We start from the raw sequence: 17221 nt of genomic DNA on the forward strand, positions 1-17221 counted from the left end.
TACCGCAGCTTTTACATTTACAAGGCATTTGTAATAACATATGAGGAAATAAGCCATAAAAAATAGATGGCAGTCCCTTATTACACGCTTTATAAAGTATTGTAGGTATCTTCATAGGTTTTGAAATAAATGCATGACAAAATTAGGGGTATGATGTACATAAAAATCCCCTGGTCTTATCCGATTTATTTCATTAAATTTTTCCTATTTAATACCTACCGCACTCACAAAAAGCACCTCTCATTAATTTATATTATAGTCATTGAAATCTAATTTATTGAAATCATCATACTATATGTTACGTGAGAAGTAAAGGTGTCATACTTTTATAACTATACAGAATGTAAAAAGGAAGAGGAAAACTTATATTTCAGTCTACCTCTTCTTTTTCATCACCAAATTACTGCTGAACATATATGGAAACTGATCCTCCACTTACTTGGAATTGTCCCCAACCATCCTTATTAATTGTTACAGTATTTGTTTGATTACCCGTAATATCGTACCATACTTCACCTGCGTTATTCTTCCCAACATCCATCCACTTTGACCCTCCTGGTCCATCAGAGATTAATGTTGCTAAACCAGAATTAGCATGTACACTATCACCTTCTCTTGTCCAGCCAATCACATCTGGATGATCAAAATAATCACGCTGCGTACCATATGCAAAGTTTTTTCGTGCCGTCAAAATCGGATCAATTTTATCCTTTAACGCTGGAATTTCATAGTTACTATTTCCTTTTGTACCATAGTAATCACCATAGAAAACAGAAGGATACCCCTCTGCACGCGTTAAAATAAATGCATATGCCAGCGGCTTGAACCAAGGGCTCACTACAGATTCCAATGACTGACCAGGCTGTGAATCATGATTTTCAACTAGAGTAACCGCAAGTGTAGGATGATTCGCAACTACCGTTCCTTTTAAAATGTTTCTCATATCATAATTTCCATTTCCTGTTGAAGCATAATGAAAATTATAATGAAGTGGTGCATCGAACACAGATTGATTATAATTAACCTTCGCTAAATAATTATTTAAAGTCTGGATATCATTTTGCCAATATTCAGCTACTGTAAACATTTCTTTCCCTGTTTGCTGTCTAACGTGATTTACCCAATCGCGCAAGTATTCATGATCAATATGTTTAACAGCATCTAAACGAAAACCATCTAAATTTAATTCATTCGCATACCACGTTCCCCATTTTTTCATTTCATTCGCAACATCTGGATGATCAAAATCAAGATCCGCATACATCAAATAATCATAATTCCCATTCTCGCTAGACACTTCCCAGTCCCATGCTTTACCTATGCCCCTAAATTTATAAATTCGGTTTAATTTCCTTCCTTCATCCCAATCCGTTCCATCAAAATGATACCATTTCCATTTGAAATTAGAATAAGAATCTCCACGCCCTGGAAAGTTAAATCCCGTCCACGCACTAATTTCATAATCACCTGATACTTCAATATTCCGATTGCTCGGGTCTACCTCAACTGCTGTGACAGTTTCTGTATAATCAGCCCCACCTTTATGATTCATAACTACATCACCGTATACATTGATGTTTTTCTTATGTAAAGCGTCAATTGCAGACTTCAATTGTGCTTTCGTCCCATATTTCGTCCGCACTGTTCCCTTTTGATTGAATTCCCCCAAATCATATAAATCATATGCTCCATATCCTACGTCATTTTGCGTAGTTCCTTTATATGCAGGTGGTATCCAAACAGATGTAATTCCTTTTTGCGCTAAATTTTCAGCATCAGTACGCAAACGATTCCAATGATCTCCATCATTCGGAGCATACCACTCAAAATACTGCATTAACGTTCCATTGTTAACTGTATCTGCATATGCTTTACTCCCCTCATATATACTAGGTAAAAACATAACAACTGACAATCCGACTATTGTTATTCTTTTAAACATCTGTACACCATCCCCTTCCAAGAAAGCGTTTGCATAGTTTATCAGAATTATTATAATATTCGTCCCACCGTTAGTAAAGTAGCAATCTCTCACTCTCTCATATTATTTTTAATCTAATTTCAAATATTCAACGTAGTTTTAATTTCACATCCTATTCAAGATTGTTTACAATTTACCTATAAAAGCATAACGGAGGGATTTCGATGACAGACTTTCAAAAACAATTTTTCGCACGATTACATATAGAAGAAAAAGACACAGTTTCATTTGAAGATTTATCTAACATTATGTACGCAATGGCACAAACTGTTCCTTTTGAAAACTTAAATATTCTCGAAAAGAATTTTAAAGAAATATCAAAAGAAAATTTGAAAGAGAAAATTTTAGTAAATAACCGTGGCGGTCTTTGTTATGAACTCAACCCTACTATGTATTACTTCCTGAAAGATTCTGGATTCGATGTTCATCTCGTTTCAGGAACAGTTTATAACGCTGCAAACTCCATATGGGCTGTTGATTCTGGCCATATCGCAACCGTTTTAACACATCATAATGAACTTTATTTAATTGAAGTAGGATTCGGATCATACTTACCTCTTGCCCCTGTCCCTTTCTCAGGTGAAGTCATTCACTCTATTACAGGAGATTATCGTATTCGTAAAGAAATGACCGAAAAGGGAAACTACATTTTAGAGATGCGGAAAAACAATGAGTTCTTGGATCAATCTTCTGCTGATGATTGGACGTTAGGCTATGCATTTTATATAGAAGAAGTGGATGAAGAAAAAGCAAATACAGCACAAAAAATTATCGTTGAACATGAAGGATCACCCTTTAATAAAGTACCTCTTATTGTAAAACTAACTGAAGATGGGCATGCCTCTTTAACGAAAGATAGCCTTACAGTGGCAAAAAATGGTAAAAAAACGAAAGAAACCGTTACAGACATGCAATATACAAACCTTTTACATTCAAAATTCGGAATTACACTATAAGTAAGTAAGCCTTGTTATTTTAGCAGGGCTTTTCAATTTTCAGCAGGGATTTTTTGCAATTTGTTGTATTTCATAGTTATATAGAAATATAACTACATGTTTAGAAAGGAAATGATTATGACAGAACTTAAAGATCGATTACAAGTAGCTGATATAGAAAAATGGGATTTAACAGACATTTACCATACAATTGAAGATTGGGAAAGTGATTTTCATAAAATTGAAGTATTAACGAAGGAATTACACGAGTTTAATGGAAATATTCACGATGGCAATAGTTTATTAGCTTATTTAACGAAGAGTGAAGAAGTTTCTAGCATAATATCTTTAATGTTCGCTTATGCACGATTACAATCTGACCTTGATACACGCGATACTGACGCGCAATCTCTTGTCGATAAAGTATCACAATTACACGTGAAAGTAAGTGCAGCGAAATCTTTCTTTTCCCCCTTCTTACTTAGCATAGACGAAAACACATTACATTCTTACATAGAAGAAACAGAAGGCTTACAATATTATAAAGAAGACTTATTTGAATTATACCGTTATAAAAAACACGTATTAAATAAGGACCAAGAAGAAATTTTATCACAAATGGGTGAAGCTCTTTCTTCTCCACAGCACACATTTGGTATGTTAAATAATGCAGATATATTATTTGGTGAAGTGACGACTGACGATGGAGAGAAAGTGAACTTAACACGCAGAATGTATGCAAAGTTAATAGAAGATACGAATCGTGAAAAGCGTAAAGAAGCTTATAAAGCATATTACAAACCATATGTTCAGTTAAAGAATTCCATCGCATCTACTTTATCCGCTGCTATTAAAAATAATGTTACTGTTTCGAAATTAAGAAACTATCCATCAGCGCTAGAGAAATCATTATTTGGCGATATGGTTCCGAAAGAAGTATATGAAAACCTAATTGATACAACGAAAAAAAACATTCAAACATTACATACATACAATGAAATTCGAAAAGAAAAATTAAACGTAGATGAACTAAGACAATACGACTTAGGCGTCGATTTAGTAGAAGGTGCAAAACAAGACATCCCATATAGTGAAGCATTTGACATTATGATTGCATCACTAGCTCCTTTAGGAGAAGAATATATTGAGACATTAAAAAGTTTTAAAGATAAAAGATATATAGACGTAAGAGAAACACCAGGGAAACGTTCTGGTGCTTATAACTTTGGTGTATACGGCGTTCATCCTTTCATTCTTTTAAATCATCACGATGATTTAAACAGCCTGTTCACTCTTACTCATGAATGCGGTCACGGTATGCATACGCACTATTCACATGGATACCAACCAAGAATTTCTGCACATTATTCTATCTTTGTCGCAGAAGTCGCTTCTACAGTAAATGAAGTGTTATTAATTCACTATTTATTAAAAGAAGCAAAAGATACGAACGTGCGTAACCATTTAGTTAACCATTTTATTGAGAAATTTAAAGGTACTTTCTTTACACAAATTATGTTTGCAGAATTTGAAAAAATCACACATGAAATGGCTGAACAAGGTAAACCATTACATGCACAAGTCTTCAGTGAAATTTATGAAAAGCTATTTAAAGAATATAACGGTGATTCACTTGTATTTGATGAAGAAGTAAAATACGGATGGGCTAGAATCCCTCATTTCTATCGCCCGTTTTACGTATACAAATATGCAACTGGATTCGCATCTGCCATTCAAATCGCTGATAAACTATTAAGCGGTGAGCCGAATGCTCAGAAAAATTATATTGAATTCCTTAAAGGCGGAAGTTCAGACTACCCATTAAACTTATTGAAAAAAGCTGGCGTCGATTTAACAACGCCAGAACCGATTGAAAGTGCATTGAAACAATTCACTCAACTTGTTGAGGAGTTTTCAGCTCTATAAAAAAGAGCCTCTCGCTAGAGGCTCTTTTTTATATTCCCTTTCCTTCTATTAAATCATTCGCCATTTTCCTAAATTCTTGATTAAATGCATCATTCATACCATTTTGGACGTTAGAAAATAATATGACAAACGTTCGTTTATCCCAGTTAAAATTATTAAAAGTGTTCCAGCCAGCTAATACACCGTGGTTATGATAATAATCTGGGTAAATATAGAAACTAAATCCATATTTTCTTGCAGGTGATGCAGAAAACATATCTGATACACTTTGTTTAGAAAGTAGTTTACCATCCATAATAGCTTCATCTAACTTTTTCATATCTTCAACAGTCGTATACATTTCACCACAACCATACAGCCAGTTCATTTTTAAGCGAGGTGTGGCTATTAACTTATTATCTTTTTTCGTATACCCTTCTGCTAAGAAAATATCTTCTGGGAGTGTTGCGCCCATTCCAGATTCATGCATTTCAACAGGATTCAAAATATTTTCTTTCACATATTCAGCAAGTGGTTTATTTGATATTTTTTCTACAATATATGCAAGCACCATATAATTATAATCTGTATATTTCCATCCTGTCCCTGCTGGAAATTGTAACGTTTGTGCCCCAATCCACGTTACTAATTTTAACCGTGATGCTGCGTCAACACTACCTTGTCCCTGTTCTGGTAATCCAGACGTATGTGTTAACAAGTTTCGTAACGTAATGTTTTTATCTGCTGGAAACGATGGGATATATTTATTTACATTGTCTTCAATGTTCAACTTCCCTTTTTCTTTTAGTTGCATAATAGATATTGCAACAACTGTTTTCGTAATAGAGCCAATGCGATATTTCGTTCTTGGCGTTGTTAGTACTTGATCTTTCACATTCGCATAACCGTAGCCTTTTCGTAAAATGACATGACCTTTACTTGCTACAAGAACACTCCCATTAAATCCTTTATCTTTTAAGTACTGATCTAGTTTTCCAGCTGCAATTTCATAACGCTTTTTCTCATTCGCATCAATTTCCTGCTTAACATCTTTTTGCTTACTATTTACATTAGAAAATGCCTTTGCATCATATTTTTTTCCTTTATTTGCATGTATTAGTGTAACAACACTTCCACAAAAAACAGCAAAAATAAAGAAAATGATTAACCATTTCTTTAACATACTAGGAGCCCTCTTTTATCTAGTTTCACTTAACGTACATCCATTCTATTTTATATCTTTTAATTATCAAGTATATTATAATATTATTTAATATTCACTCTGTTAAAACTAGATTCCTTTTTCTCACTTTCAATTTTGACTACTCTCTATTGTATTTCTTTCTTGCAAAATTTCCAACATACAATCGGATGCATTACAATATAATTTCAAATTCTTTTGTAACATTTGTTACATACTAAAAAGAATGGAGATGTAATATGAAAAACACCGATAAACGCAATCGTTTAGATGATAAGATGTTTCATTATCGGATAACAATTAATAACATGTTATTAATTGAATATTACGGAAAACAGATTATGGCATTAAAAGGAAATGATGCTGAAAAATTTTTAAATAAAATAAATCATGCAAATAACAATAAAGAAAAACAGCTAATTATGGCTAAAATTACAGGTAATTTCAAAAGAGGTAATGAACGAAAGTGAAAACGAATCTCATTTACATTTTGATTATACAACAAATAAAAAAAGAAATGTCGCTCATTCAACATTTCTTTAGACTTTCTTCATAAAAAATTTACATTGCTAACATTCCTTCATTTTCTATACTTCCTATATAAGCTAACCGCTGAAATAGTTAGTAATACAACTATGCATAACCACGCATACGTATATCCCTTCTTATCTACAATATAACCAAATAAAGCAGGCGCAGCAATAATAGCAATTTGATTTAATGTAAGTGCAAAACTCACTGTCATCCCTACCGATTCTTCACTTGCTGATTCCGCAACTTCAGTTATAAAAAGACTAAACCATCCAATTGAAAAGAACCCTAACAATGCACTTACACCATACAATACATTCGTTATTGTATGTATGCTCATTACTAATATTAGAATGAAGAAAATAGAAATACAAACAGTTATAAATAAGAGGGTACGCCGATTTCCCTTATAAAACAAATCACTAGTAGCTGCTAATATAACCCTACCAACCATTCCAGAAAAGAACATAACGGAAAATACTTTTCCAGCTAAAATTGGCGTGATTGATTGTTCCAATACTAAAAATTTTATAAAGTGTGCAACTAACACCATTTGCAATGAAATCATACAAATGCCAGTTATATAAATTGCATACAATTCTTTTTTACACATCACTTCTTTTAACTGCATCCAAAAAGAAAGTTTACTACGCTCTTGTTTAACTTTCTCTTGAATATATGGTTCCTTATAAAATATAAAAAATAAAAACCCTCCAATTATACAAATACATGCAATGCTATTTACCGCATAGGCCATATTATATTTTATTGTAAGAAACGGGATCAATACTCCCGCTAATGTACCACCAATCGGTATACCGGCTTGTCTAATCCCCATCGCTAACCCGCGATTTTCTTTTGAGAACCACTTCATTATCACCTTACTTCCTCCTGGCTGCGAAACACTATAAAACGTTCCTACTAATAAAAGTACAAAGAGTAACCCATTAAATCCATTGACCATATTAGTCAGTAAAAACGAACTTCCTAGTAAAAATGAACTTATCGAAATTAACAACTTTTCATTGTATTGATCAAGTAGCCGCCCGACAAAAAGCATACAAAATAGCGGTCCTATATTTACAACACTTACTAACAATCCAATCTCCGTATTCGTAAGTGCATATTCTTCTTTCCAAAATAAAGCAAACGCTCCAACACCATACGTTATAAGTGTCGCTGTTGTTTGAGCAACCGTCGCAAAAATTAACATAACCCACTTATAAGTACTATTCACCCTTTCTTCCATTAACACAATAATCCCTCCATCCCCTTCCATTGTATGAAAGTTCTGATATCATATAAAATAAAGATTTATCATGTAATCCATCAAAAAAAATGATACCTTTTCTGGAGGGATGATACTTGGATATAAAAGATTTAACTGTATTTTACGAAGTTGCGAAAGAAAAAAACATATCTCATGCAGCTAAAAATTTAAACTATGTACAGTCTGGCGTAACAATGCGTATGAAACAACTAGAAAACGAATTAGGTGTGCCTTTATTTTATCGAAACGGAAAAGGTGTAACTTTAACTTCTAACGGTGAGATTTTATTAACATACGCCAAACAAATTATCCACTTAATGGATCAATCTGTTAAAGCAGTTCAAAGTAATGGGATCGAACCAAGAGGCACTTTAAAAATTGGATGTACAGAATCTACAACCGCTGTAAGACTTCCATCTATATTAATGGCCTATTATGAGAAATACCCAAAAGTCGAATTAATTTTAGAATCAAATACGACGGAACAATTAATTAGGCTTGTACTAGAACGAAAACTGGACGGAGCGTTTATAGCTGGCTCTACTCAGCATGCCGAACTTCATACAAATATATTTCGTGAAGAAGAATTAGTTCTCATTAGCAAAAAGCCTTTATCTTCCTTTAAAGACATAGGAGACATGAATTTACTTGCATTTAGTCACGGGTGCTATTATAGAAATTTATTAGAAGATTGGCTTCAAGAAGAAGGAATTTCACCTAAGCGAGTATTTGAGTTTGGAACAATTGAAGCGATACTCGCATGTGTAAAATCAGGTATGGGCATAGCAATTATGATGAAGTCTATTTTAAATGGTCATAAACATGACATATCATTCAATCCTTTACCAAATAGCTTCCAAAAAGTTCCTACTACTTTTATTACTAGAAAAGATATATATCACTCTGCTGCATTACAAAAATTTATGGAGATGACTCACAATGCGTGAAAAGAAAATACGTGGTATGAAACGAAAAACAAACACTATGATAAAGCGAATTGAGGAACATACAAAAATGTTCCCTTCTACTTTCTATAACGATGAATACTGGAATATGCCTTTACCAGTTTCTCAAGCTTTTATCGATTCTTGTAAAACGCCTAGAAAAGTAAAACGATTATGTATTCAAACCTTATTAAATCAAGCAAATCATTTAATAAATATAAAACCTAGGGATACACATACATATCGAGTTGTTGTTTTGATTTCTATAAATAATTTATGGGATTCGCAAATCATTATATTTAAAAATGAGGACTACTTTCATAATTTCTTTAATAGAGATAGTGAATTTCAAAAATGGATTCTTCTTTCAAATGAAATTGATTTTTGGGAGACATGGGAAATTTCAGTTTGTCATTCCTTCAAAACGCTTCACTTTCAAGAAATTATTTATGATGCAGATGAATGCTATGAAAAAGAGATTACGTTTATCGGGGAGTTAAATTAAAAAGGGTATACCTAAAACACTGGTATACCCTTTTCCACTTATTTTTCCTTTAATACACTATGTAATCGATCCGGATAATTTGTAAACATTCCTGTAGCACCCCATTTGATTAACAGTCTCATATCGGGTTTCTCATTAATTGTATAAGGGTGAATTAACAGTCCATTTTTCCTAGCCATTTTCATATATGACTCATCAATAATTAGTTCTCCGTTATCATTACGTAAGTTTGGTCCAATACCAGCTGCATACTTTTTAATTTCTTGAAAATCATCATTTGTTACACTTTTCGGTTCATGTGTAATACCAGACCATTCAACAATTTCATTGTTTTCATTTGGATAATACCAAAGCAATTGAACTAACGGAATATTTTCATTCATACTATGAATCTTTTTCAAACTATCTTTACTAAATGATTGAATCATAACACGGCTAGAAGACATGTTTTGGCCTACTAAATTATATTTTTGTAACAACGCCAACAATTTCTCTTCCATTCCTGGATACACATCTGGTGATTTTGTTTCAATATAATACTTCATACTTCTTCCATACTTTTGGAAGATTTCTTCAAGAGTTGGAACCTTTTGCCCAACATACTCTTGCTTAGCCTTTTCTGGATACGCTTTATTAAACCATGATCCAGCATCTAAACTCTTTATTTCGCTTAACGTTTTATCTCGTACTTCGCCTGTTCCATTTGTAGTGCGATCAACTGCTGTATCATGCATTGCAATTAATTGGCCATCCTTTGTTAATTGAATATCTAACTCTAAATAATCCGCTTTCATTTTTTTCACTAGATCATAAGAAGCAAAAGTATGCTCAGGTGCATGTCCACTTGCTCCGCGATGTGCAATATTTAAAAACTTATTCGTATTCCATTCATGCTTTCCTTCTGCTTTCGCATGAACAGCTCCCCCAGCAAAGATGCTTCCTGTCATAAAGAAAATAACTAAAACGCTAATAATCTTTCTCATCCTTCAAACCCTTCCTACGTTGCAAATTTCAACAAGCTAATGAGATTTACACGAAATAGAAGACACACTTTCATTATTTTTATAAACCTATATTAAAATTCCAATCTTACAAATGTTTTCTATATTATTAATATAGAAAACTAGTATTATCCTATTTAATTTCTATAGCCCTCCTTTTCACATGTAACTCCCTATTTTGTACGGTTCATTCAATAAAAAAAGCCATAAATTATTTAGAATACACTCCTGTATCCCTAAATAAATTTATGGCTTTTCTCAAATATCTCCGGCCTCTATTAACTTGTCGAATTTAATCATATCAAACCTATTGAAATTTGTGAATATTTTTTTCAGTACAGTGAAGTACATAAAACAATATTTCTGTAGTTACTTAAAAATCACATAATAAATTTCTCATTACCTCTTCCAATACTATATCTGGATTTACTACCGTTTTTTCCGAACGCCATCCGATAAAGCCATCTGGTCTAATTAATACAGCACCTCCATTCTCTATACCATATAATTTGCTAAAAATATCTTCTGGAACAATAAAGTCTCCACTTAAGCCAACACGATACCCTTTTAGATGTATTCCTAATTTAGCTGAAACAGCATGTGCTGCCTCAGCCCAAGAACTATTTTCTACTCCTGTAAGTAATACAAAACTGTTACCGAATAAGTCTAATGTAGAAACTTTCTTCCCCTCATACGTTCCCCATAAATGTGGCGCTCGCGTTCCAGGTCTTCCGTTCAACTCTATGCTATCCATTCTATGCGGAGTGACTGAATCATCTATAATCGCCTCTGAACAATACTGATATCCAACTGTAACAGCTAAACCATCCATATTATTCAAACTGCCTTCCTCTCTATTCGCAGCACGAAACAGTAAACTACTTGCATAAGCTGTCGTTAATTTTGCAACAGAGTGTCTCTCCTCATGATATGTTTCTAACAATTTTGGTTTTGCCTTCCCTTTTATAACAGCCGCTAATTTCCAAGCTAGATTGTGCGCATCTTGTATTCCTGTATTTGAACCAAATCCTCCTGTTGGCGGCATAATATGTGCAGAATCGCCAACTAAAAAGGTTCGATTTCCTTGAAATTTCACCGCTGTACTTTCAGCGGCTTCCCACGGTAAAACACTTAATATTTTTGATTCAACATTTGTACTTCCAATTGCTATTTGAATAATTTGTTTACAACGTTCTATAGTGAAGTCCTCTAGCCCCTCTCCTTTTAATGGATCGTAGGCTACATGATAAATCCATTTTTTTACGTTATCAACCGGGATAAGTGCACCAAGAACCTCCGGATGAAGTACCATCGAAAAACCGAATGCATCTCCTTGTATAAACTCACTTAAATCAGCTTCAAAATAAATATTCATATAATAGCCACCAATGGTTCCACGACCCTCAGTTTTAATCCCTAACTGCTCACGTATTTTACTTTTCGCTCCATCCGCTGCAATTACATAGTCACAATGTATGACACTTTCTTTTTCTGTTTCACGATTTCGAATCGTTGCTTTTACCCCGTTTTCATTTTGTTCAAATGAAACTAATTCATGATAAAAAGATAGTTGCTCGCCTAATGTTTTCGCTTCTTGTAACATCATCTCTTCTAAAATAATTTGATAACACGCAGTTTGTTTTGATGGACTAATCTTTTCTATTTTTTGAAGTAACTCTTCATCGTTTCCGTATTGCGTCGCTCTCATTTGTTCCAATTCTTCTTTATTCGCCTCAGCTATTGTATGAACCGCTATTCTTCCTCTGCAGTTCTCTAATGCTTTACCTGCCAATTTAATTCTTTGTTCCAAGCCTAATTCTCGAAATAACTCCATTGTACGTAAAGTAAGACCGCCTGCTTTCGGATGAATGGCAGTAGACGGATGCCTTTCAATAAGTAAGTACTCAATGTTATGTTTTGCAAGAAATAACGCAGACGCTAACCCAGATAATCCCCCTCCAACAATTAAAACTGGTACATAATTCGATTTCATATATTTACCCTCCACATCATTGTTCTGAGCTCAGTGACATAAATATAATCCAAAAAAACATTAAAATATAGACTTATATTTCATTTTGAATTATCATATAGATAGATTACGCCCCAAAATTCCTTTTACCTTTTCATACATCTATAATCCACCTGAATTGTGTCTGTATGAAAGTGTAAAACAAAAGAATGTACTTTACGTTGAACCATGTTCTATCGTAAAAATCAAAAATAATACAAACATTATAAGCGGTCGTAACCTTATGGATTATACAAGGTTACGACCGCTTATTTTATTGTTACATCATTTTTTGTTTTTAAAACTTCATCTATTGTGTTATGTAATCCTTCCAATCCCTTTTCTATCTCCCTATAATTTTCAACAATAAAAAATTCATTCGTCTCGATTTTCTTTCCCAATATTGCAGCTTATACAACAATCATGTAGCATTACCGTATCGAAGTAATGGTTCATCATCTTAAACCTTTCGACTAATTACCTGGAGGCAAAGTGATTGAAATGAATAAACAAGAACAATTAAATATTATAAAAAAAGATTTTATTGATTCTCAAAAAGTATTATTGGCAATTGGTGATGAAACACGTCAAGCTATTTTATTAGTGCTAATGGAAACGGAATGTCAAACAGGATTACGTGTAGGAGAAATCACGAAGCAAACACACCTGTCCCGTCCAGCCGTATCACATCACCTTAAGATTTTACGAGAAGCTGGCATTATTTTAATGAGAAAAGAAGGTACAAAGAATTTTTATTATATTGATATACGTACAAAATTAGGTTTATTAAAAAATCTTGTATTAGATATTGAGAAGCTATTGCAAAACTTTTATTAAAACTTGGAGGTATAAGAAATGAAAGCAATGATAATTGATAGATATGGAAAAGTCCTAATGTGTATGGCAGAGGTACCTACTCCTGAAATTAATGAGTATGAAGTGCTCGCAGAAATTCATGCAGCTAGTATTAACCCAATTGATTTTAAAATACGCGACGGAAAAGTTAAAATGTTACTGAAATATGAAATGCCTCTAATCCTTGGGAATGACTTTTCCGGTGTCATCACGAAGGTTGGATCAAAAGTGACTCGTTTTAAAGTCGGTGATGAAATATATGCTCGTCCAAGAAAAAATAAGATTGGTACTTTCGCGGAGTATATAGCCATTCATGAAGATGATATTGCTTTAAAACCAAAAAATTTAAGTTTTGAGGAAGCGGCTTCGATTCCACTTGTTGGCTTAACATCATATCAAGCATTACATGACATCATGCAATTACAAAAAGGACAAAAGATTTTAATTCACGCTGGATCCGGTGGTGTTGGTACTTTCGCAATTCAGTTAGCAAAAATAATGGGTGCTACTGTTACAACGACTGCTAGTGAAGCTGGTGCAAATTTAGTAACGTCTCTTGGCGCAGATGAAATTATTAATTACAAAACAGAAAAATTTGAAGATATACTAAAAAATTATGATGCGGTATTTGATACAATCGGCGGTGCAACACTTGAAAAATCATTCAATATTATAAAAAGCGGAGGAAACATTGTTTCAGTTTCAGGTATGCCGAATGCTCGCTTCGGTAAAGAATTTGGTTCAGGATTCTTTAAAACTCTCTTATTTTCATTAGCCAGCAAAAAACTTACTGCACTTGAAAAAAAGCATAATGCTCAATATTCATTTTTATTTATGAAGCCAAGCGGGGATCAATTACGTACTATTGCAAACTATATTGAAGCCGGAAAAATCAAACCGGTAATTGATCGAGTCTTCCCTTTTGAAGATGCGCAAAAAGCAATGGAATATTCAGAGTCTGGAAGAGCAAAAGGAAAAATAATTGTAAAAATTAAATAATAATAAAACCTCCATTTTCTTAAAATGGAGGTTTTAAATTTGCTGTTAAATAGACATAGTGCAATGAAGTCCTTACAATAGATTGCAAGGGGAAATATTATATTATACTTTTAGTTAACTTTACAAAGAATACATACGTACAAATACATAACTTAAAATACAAAAAGGAGGAGATACAATGACTAAAAATAATGAAACAGGTTGGAATTTAGATAATAGTTATACGACTTTACCACAATCATTTTATACAGAAATCCCCCCTACTCCCGTAAGTTCACCGGAGTTAGTTAAACTAAACCATTCATTAGCGATATCTCTTGGCTTGACCCCTGAAGAACTGAAAAAGGAAGCTGAAATTGCTATTTTCGCTGGTAATGCACTCCCAGAAGGAGCTCATCCATTAGCTCAAGCATATGCTGGCCATCAATTCGGACATTTTAATATGTTAGGCGACGGTCGTGCTCTTTTAATTGGCGAACAAATTACTCCTTCAGGTGAGCGTTTCGATATTCAACTGAAAGGTTCTGGCCCTACTCCCTATTCACGCCGAGGAGATGGTCGTGCTGCACTCGGTCCGATGCTACGTGAATATATTATTAGCGAAGCAATGTATGCACTCGATATTCCAACTACCCGCAGTTTAGCAGTTGTCACAACCGGTGAACCAACCTATCGTGAAACAAAGTTACCTGGAGCAATTTTAACTAGAGTAGCTAGTAGCCATATTCGCGTCGGTACATTTCAATATGCTGCAGCTCGTGGCTCAATCGAGGATCTTCAATCGCTAGCTGACTATACGATAAAAAGGCATTATCCAGAAATTGAAGCTCATGAAAACCGATATACTGCATTACTACAAGAAGTCATTAAAAGACAAGCCAGTCTTATCGCAAAATGGCAACTTGTTGGATTTATTCACGGCGTAATGAACACTGACAATATAACGATCAGTGGCGAAACAATTGATTACGGTCCTTGTGCATTTATGGACAATTACGACCAAGGAACCGTATTTAGCTCTATTGACACACAAGGTCGTTATGCATATGGAAATCAACCATATATGGCCGCATGGGATCTCGCACGACTAGCTGAATCTTTAATACCAATTCTGCACGAAGATGAAGAAGAAGCATTAAAAATCGCTCAAGACGAAATTTCGAAATTTAGCGTACAGTATGAAAAACAGTGGTTCCTTGGAATGAAAAAGAAATTAGGACTATTTAGCAACGAAGAACAAGATCACTCACTTATTGAGCAACTTTTAAAAATGATGGAGAAATATAAAGCGGATTACACAAATACATTCCGTTCATTAACTCTTGATGCTATCGAAAATACAGCTCTATTTGAAAGTCCTGAATTTAAAGAATGGTACAAACTGTGGCAATCTCGATTAGAAAGACAAGAACAATCGAAAGAAAACGCCTACGAGATGATGAAAAATAATAACCCATCCATCATCCCGAGGAACCATCGTGTAGAAGAAGCACTAGAAGCAGCTGTTACAAATGGAGACTATAGCGTAATGGAGAAACTTCTTGAAGCTTTATCAAACCCTTATGCGTATTCGACAGATCAAGAAGAATACTGCATTCCGCCTGCACCGACGAATCGCCCTTATCGTACTTTTTGTGGGACTTGATTAAAAATTTGTTTTTATTTTAACCCAAAATTTATTAAGTTAACTATTAATCACAAACTTAAAAGTTGCTTTCAATATTGAAAGCAACACATTTAGTATCCAACCTTAAACAAGTCACAAATTATAATTTGTGACTTGTTTAATTACCCACGTTCAATAGAAGGTTTGTTTTGCAGGCATCGTTGTATCTTCAGAGACAGCATATGGATTTTCATTAGGTTTTATAATTATAAACGTTCCACCATATCCACTGTGAGCTAATTTATTGCAAAGACCTTCTACCATAAAACCCCATAACTCCAGCTGCTATTCCCATTATAGATAATCCAAGTTTTTTCTTTATTTTAATGCTTCTTTTTCAAATATTCTCTTTTTTATTTCATAACTCATAAAAAAATACTTTTCTGCTTTTTCTATATTACCTACTTTATGAAACTCTAATGCCAGACTTTCAGTATATTCGTGAATATACTCCGATAAATTTTTTCTTTCAAAGTAAGAAAAACCTTCAAGAATAATTTTTTCTATTTTTTCTACCTCTAAATGCTGACAAAATCCCTTTAGAATTAAAAAGTGATATCTATATTCATCATTTTTTAATTCCTCACAAACCTTCAATCCACTTTCAATTAATTCCTTCGCTTTTTCTATTTCACCTAATTTATAATATTCTCTTGCCTCTAAAAAGATTGCCTTATAATGAGTAGGCATTTTTTTAGAAACCTCAGATAAGTGTCTAATTGCTAAAACTGAAAGATTTTGACTCGCATACAATAAACCTAAATTATGTCTGATTCTTAATACTAACATTTCTGCATCATTTTTTTGTAAAATGTTTATTGCTGACGCAATATATTCCTCACCTTTATCATGCTGCTTTAATTCCGAAAAAGATAATCCTAATATATTTTCGCACAGCGCTATGTTCACTTCATACCCTGCTTGTTTAACAAAGATATCTCTTGCCTTTGAAGCGTATTCAATAGCTGAATATGCGTAATGCAAGTGGTATTTTAATATAGCAACTCTATAATTAAACTCTGCATATTCAATTTCATCTGAAATATGCTCTAATAACCCTTCAGCTTTTTCAAAATAGTTGCTAGCTTCACTATAATTAGTAAGAATTGTATAATGAATGGCTTTGAATAAATAATAATAATAATTAGAATATTCATCATTTGGTTTAGGCAATGCATCTATTTTATCAAAAGCTTTTTTCAAATTACCTAAACCATCTATTAGCACTTTATATCGAAATTCTAACAGATAATAGTGAAATGAAACCTTTATATCTGATTCGATAATATAAAGCTTTTTATCGATCTCTTCTTTTAATTTTTTTGCTTCACTTATACGTTGAGCTCTAATATCTCGATACCAATCATTCAGCATCTTATTAATTAATTCATTGCCAGTGATTTGTATATTCATCAAA

General features: G+C 33.5%; 15 protein-coding genes. 8 read left to right on the forward strand and 7 right to left on the reverse strand.

Translation table 11 applies throughout. The features are described from left to right. Positions 1-400: 400 nt before the first annotated feature. Positions 401-1942, reverse strand: a complete 1542-nt coding sequence (gene amyS / locus N2V80_RS17110) for an alpha-amylase (protein WP_000476404.1) — start codon at positions 1940-1942, stop codon at positions 401-403. A 203-nt stretch (positions 1943-2145) separates the two neighbouring features. Here amyS and N2V80_RS17115 point away from each other — a divergent pair, with 203 nt between their 5' ends. Further along, positions 2146-2937: an arylamine N-acetyltransferase family protein gene (locus tag N2V80_RS17115; RefSeq protein ID WP_000129195.1), complete on the forward strand. Its 792-nt coding sequence runs from the start codon at positions 2146-2148 to the stop codon at positions 2935-2937. 117 nt (positions 2938-3054) lie between these two features. Continuing rightward, a complete protein-coding gene (pepF, locus tag N2V80_RS17120) occupies positions 3055-4842 on the forward strand; it encodes an oligoendopeptidase F (protein WP_061655017.1) in 1788 nt (595 codons plus the stop codon). Positions 4843-4870: 28 nt separating this feature from the next. Here pepF and N2V80_RS17125 read toward each other — a convergent pair whose 3' ends face one another. Further along, positions 4871-6004 (reverse strand): serine hydrolase domain-containing protein, encoded by a 1134-nt coding sequence (locus N2V80_RS17125; RefSeq protein ID WP_000915166.1) that lies wholly within the window; start codon positions 6002-6004, stop codon positions 4871-4873. Positions 6005-6261: 257 nt separating this feature from the next. Between N2V80_RS17125 and N2V80_RS17130 the strand changes: the two genes are divergently transcribed. Beyond that, the gene (locus N2V80_RS17130; protein ID WP_061655018.1) at positions 6262-6492 is read left to right on the forward strand and encodes a hypothetical protein; all 231 of its coding nucleotides are present in this window, start codon (positions 6262-6264) and stop codon (positions 6490-6492) included. Between the two features lie 110 nt (positions 6493-6602). Here N2V80_RS17130 and N2V80_RS17135 read toward each other — a convergent pair whose 3' ends face one another. After that, positions 6603-7832, reverse strand: coding sequence for an MFS transporter (locus N2V80_RS17135; RefSeq protein ID WP_002000388.1), 1230 nt, complete (start codon positions 7830-7832; stop codon positions 6603-6605). Between the two features lie 86 nt (positions 7833-7918). Here N2V80_RS17135 and N2V80_RS17140 point away from each other — a divergent pair, with 86 nt between their 5' ends. Together N2V80_RS17140 and N2V80_RS17145 are read left to right on the forward strand one after the other, a co-directional pair. Beyond that, positions 7919-8770 carry a LysR family transcriptional regulator gene (locus N2V80_RS17140; protein WP_000351684.1) on the forward strand — a complete coding sequence of 284 codons (852 nt, stop codon included), beginning with the start codon at positions 7919-7921 and terminating at the stop codon, positions 8768-8770. Beyond that, positions 8763-9272 (forward strand): DUF3916 domain-containing protein, encoded by a 510-nt coding sequence (locus N2V80_RS17145; RefSeq protein ID WP_016111438.1) that lies wholly within the window; start codon positions 8763-8765, stop codon positions 9270-9272. The genes N2V80_RS17140 and N2V80_RS17145 overlap by 8 nt, the downstream gene beginning before the upstream one ends. Before the next feature lie 38 nt (positions 9273-9310). Here the strand turns inward: N2V80_RS17145 and N2V80_RS17150 are convergent, their stop codons facing one another. Beyond that, positions 9311-10255 carry a glycerophosphodiester phosphodiesterase gene (locus N2V80_RS17150; RefSeq protein WP_001226340.1) on the reverse strand — a complete coding sequence of 315 codons (945 nt, stop codon included), beginning with the start codon at positions 10253-10255 and terminating at the stop codon, positions 9311-9313. A gap of 391 nt (positions 10256-10646) precedes the next feature. Next, positions 10647-12266, reverse strand: coding sequence for an FAD-dependent oxidoreductase (locus N2V80_RS17155; RefSeq protein WP_061655020.1), 1620 nt, complete (start codon positions 12264-12266; stop codon positions 10647-10649). A gap of 510 nt (positions 12267-12776) precedes the next feature. On the opposite strand from N2V80_RS17155, the gene N2V80_RS17160 reads away from it, so the two are divergent. The 3 genes from N2V80_RS17160 to N2V80_RS17170 all read left to right on the forward strand — a co-directional run bounded on the left by N2V80_RS17160 (position 12777) and on the right by N2V80_RS17170 (position 15783). Next, positions 12777-13121, forward strand: coding sequence for an ArsR/SmtB family transcription factor (locus tag N2V80_RS17160; protein WP_000571870.1), 345 nt, complete (start codon positions 12777-12779; stop codon positions 13119-13121). 18 nt (positions 13122-13139) lie between these two features. Beyond that, positions 13140-14138 (forward strand): NADP-dependent oxidoreductase, encoded by a 999-nt coding sequence (locus tag N2V80_RS17165; RefSeq protein WP_061655022.1) that lies wholly within the window; start codon positions 13140-13142, stop codon positions 14136-14138. A gap of 178 nt (positions 14139-14316) precedes the next feature. After that, positions 14317-15783, forward strand: a complete 1467-nt coding sequence (locus N2V80_RS17170) for a protein adenylyltransferase SelO (protein ID WP_061655024.1) — start codon at positions 14317-14319, stop codon at positions 15781-15783. Between the two features lie 153 nt (positions 15784-15936). On the opposite strand, the gene N2V80_RS17175 is transcribed toward N2V80_RS17170, so the two are convergent. Further along, entirely contained in the window at positions 15937-16068 is a 132-nt protein-coding gene (locus N2V80_RS17175) for a hypothetical protein (RefSeq protein ID WP_000229164.1), read from the reverse strand. 54 nt (positions 16069-16122) lie between these two features. Beyond that, positions 16123-17217, reverse strand: a complete 1095-nt coding sequence (locus tag N2V80_RS17180; RefSeq protein WP_001025499.1) for a response regulator aspartate phosphatase — start codon at positions 17215-17217, stop codon at positions 16123-16125. Positions 17218-17221 lie beyond the last annotated feature (4 nt).

It is taken from the genome of Bacillus sp. FSL W8-0640 (assembly GCF_038007725.1).
Classification (GTDB): Bacteria; Bacillota; Bacilli; order Bacillales; family Bacillaceae_G; genus Bacillus_A; species Bacillus_A cereus.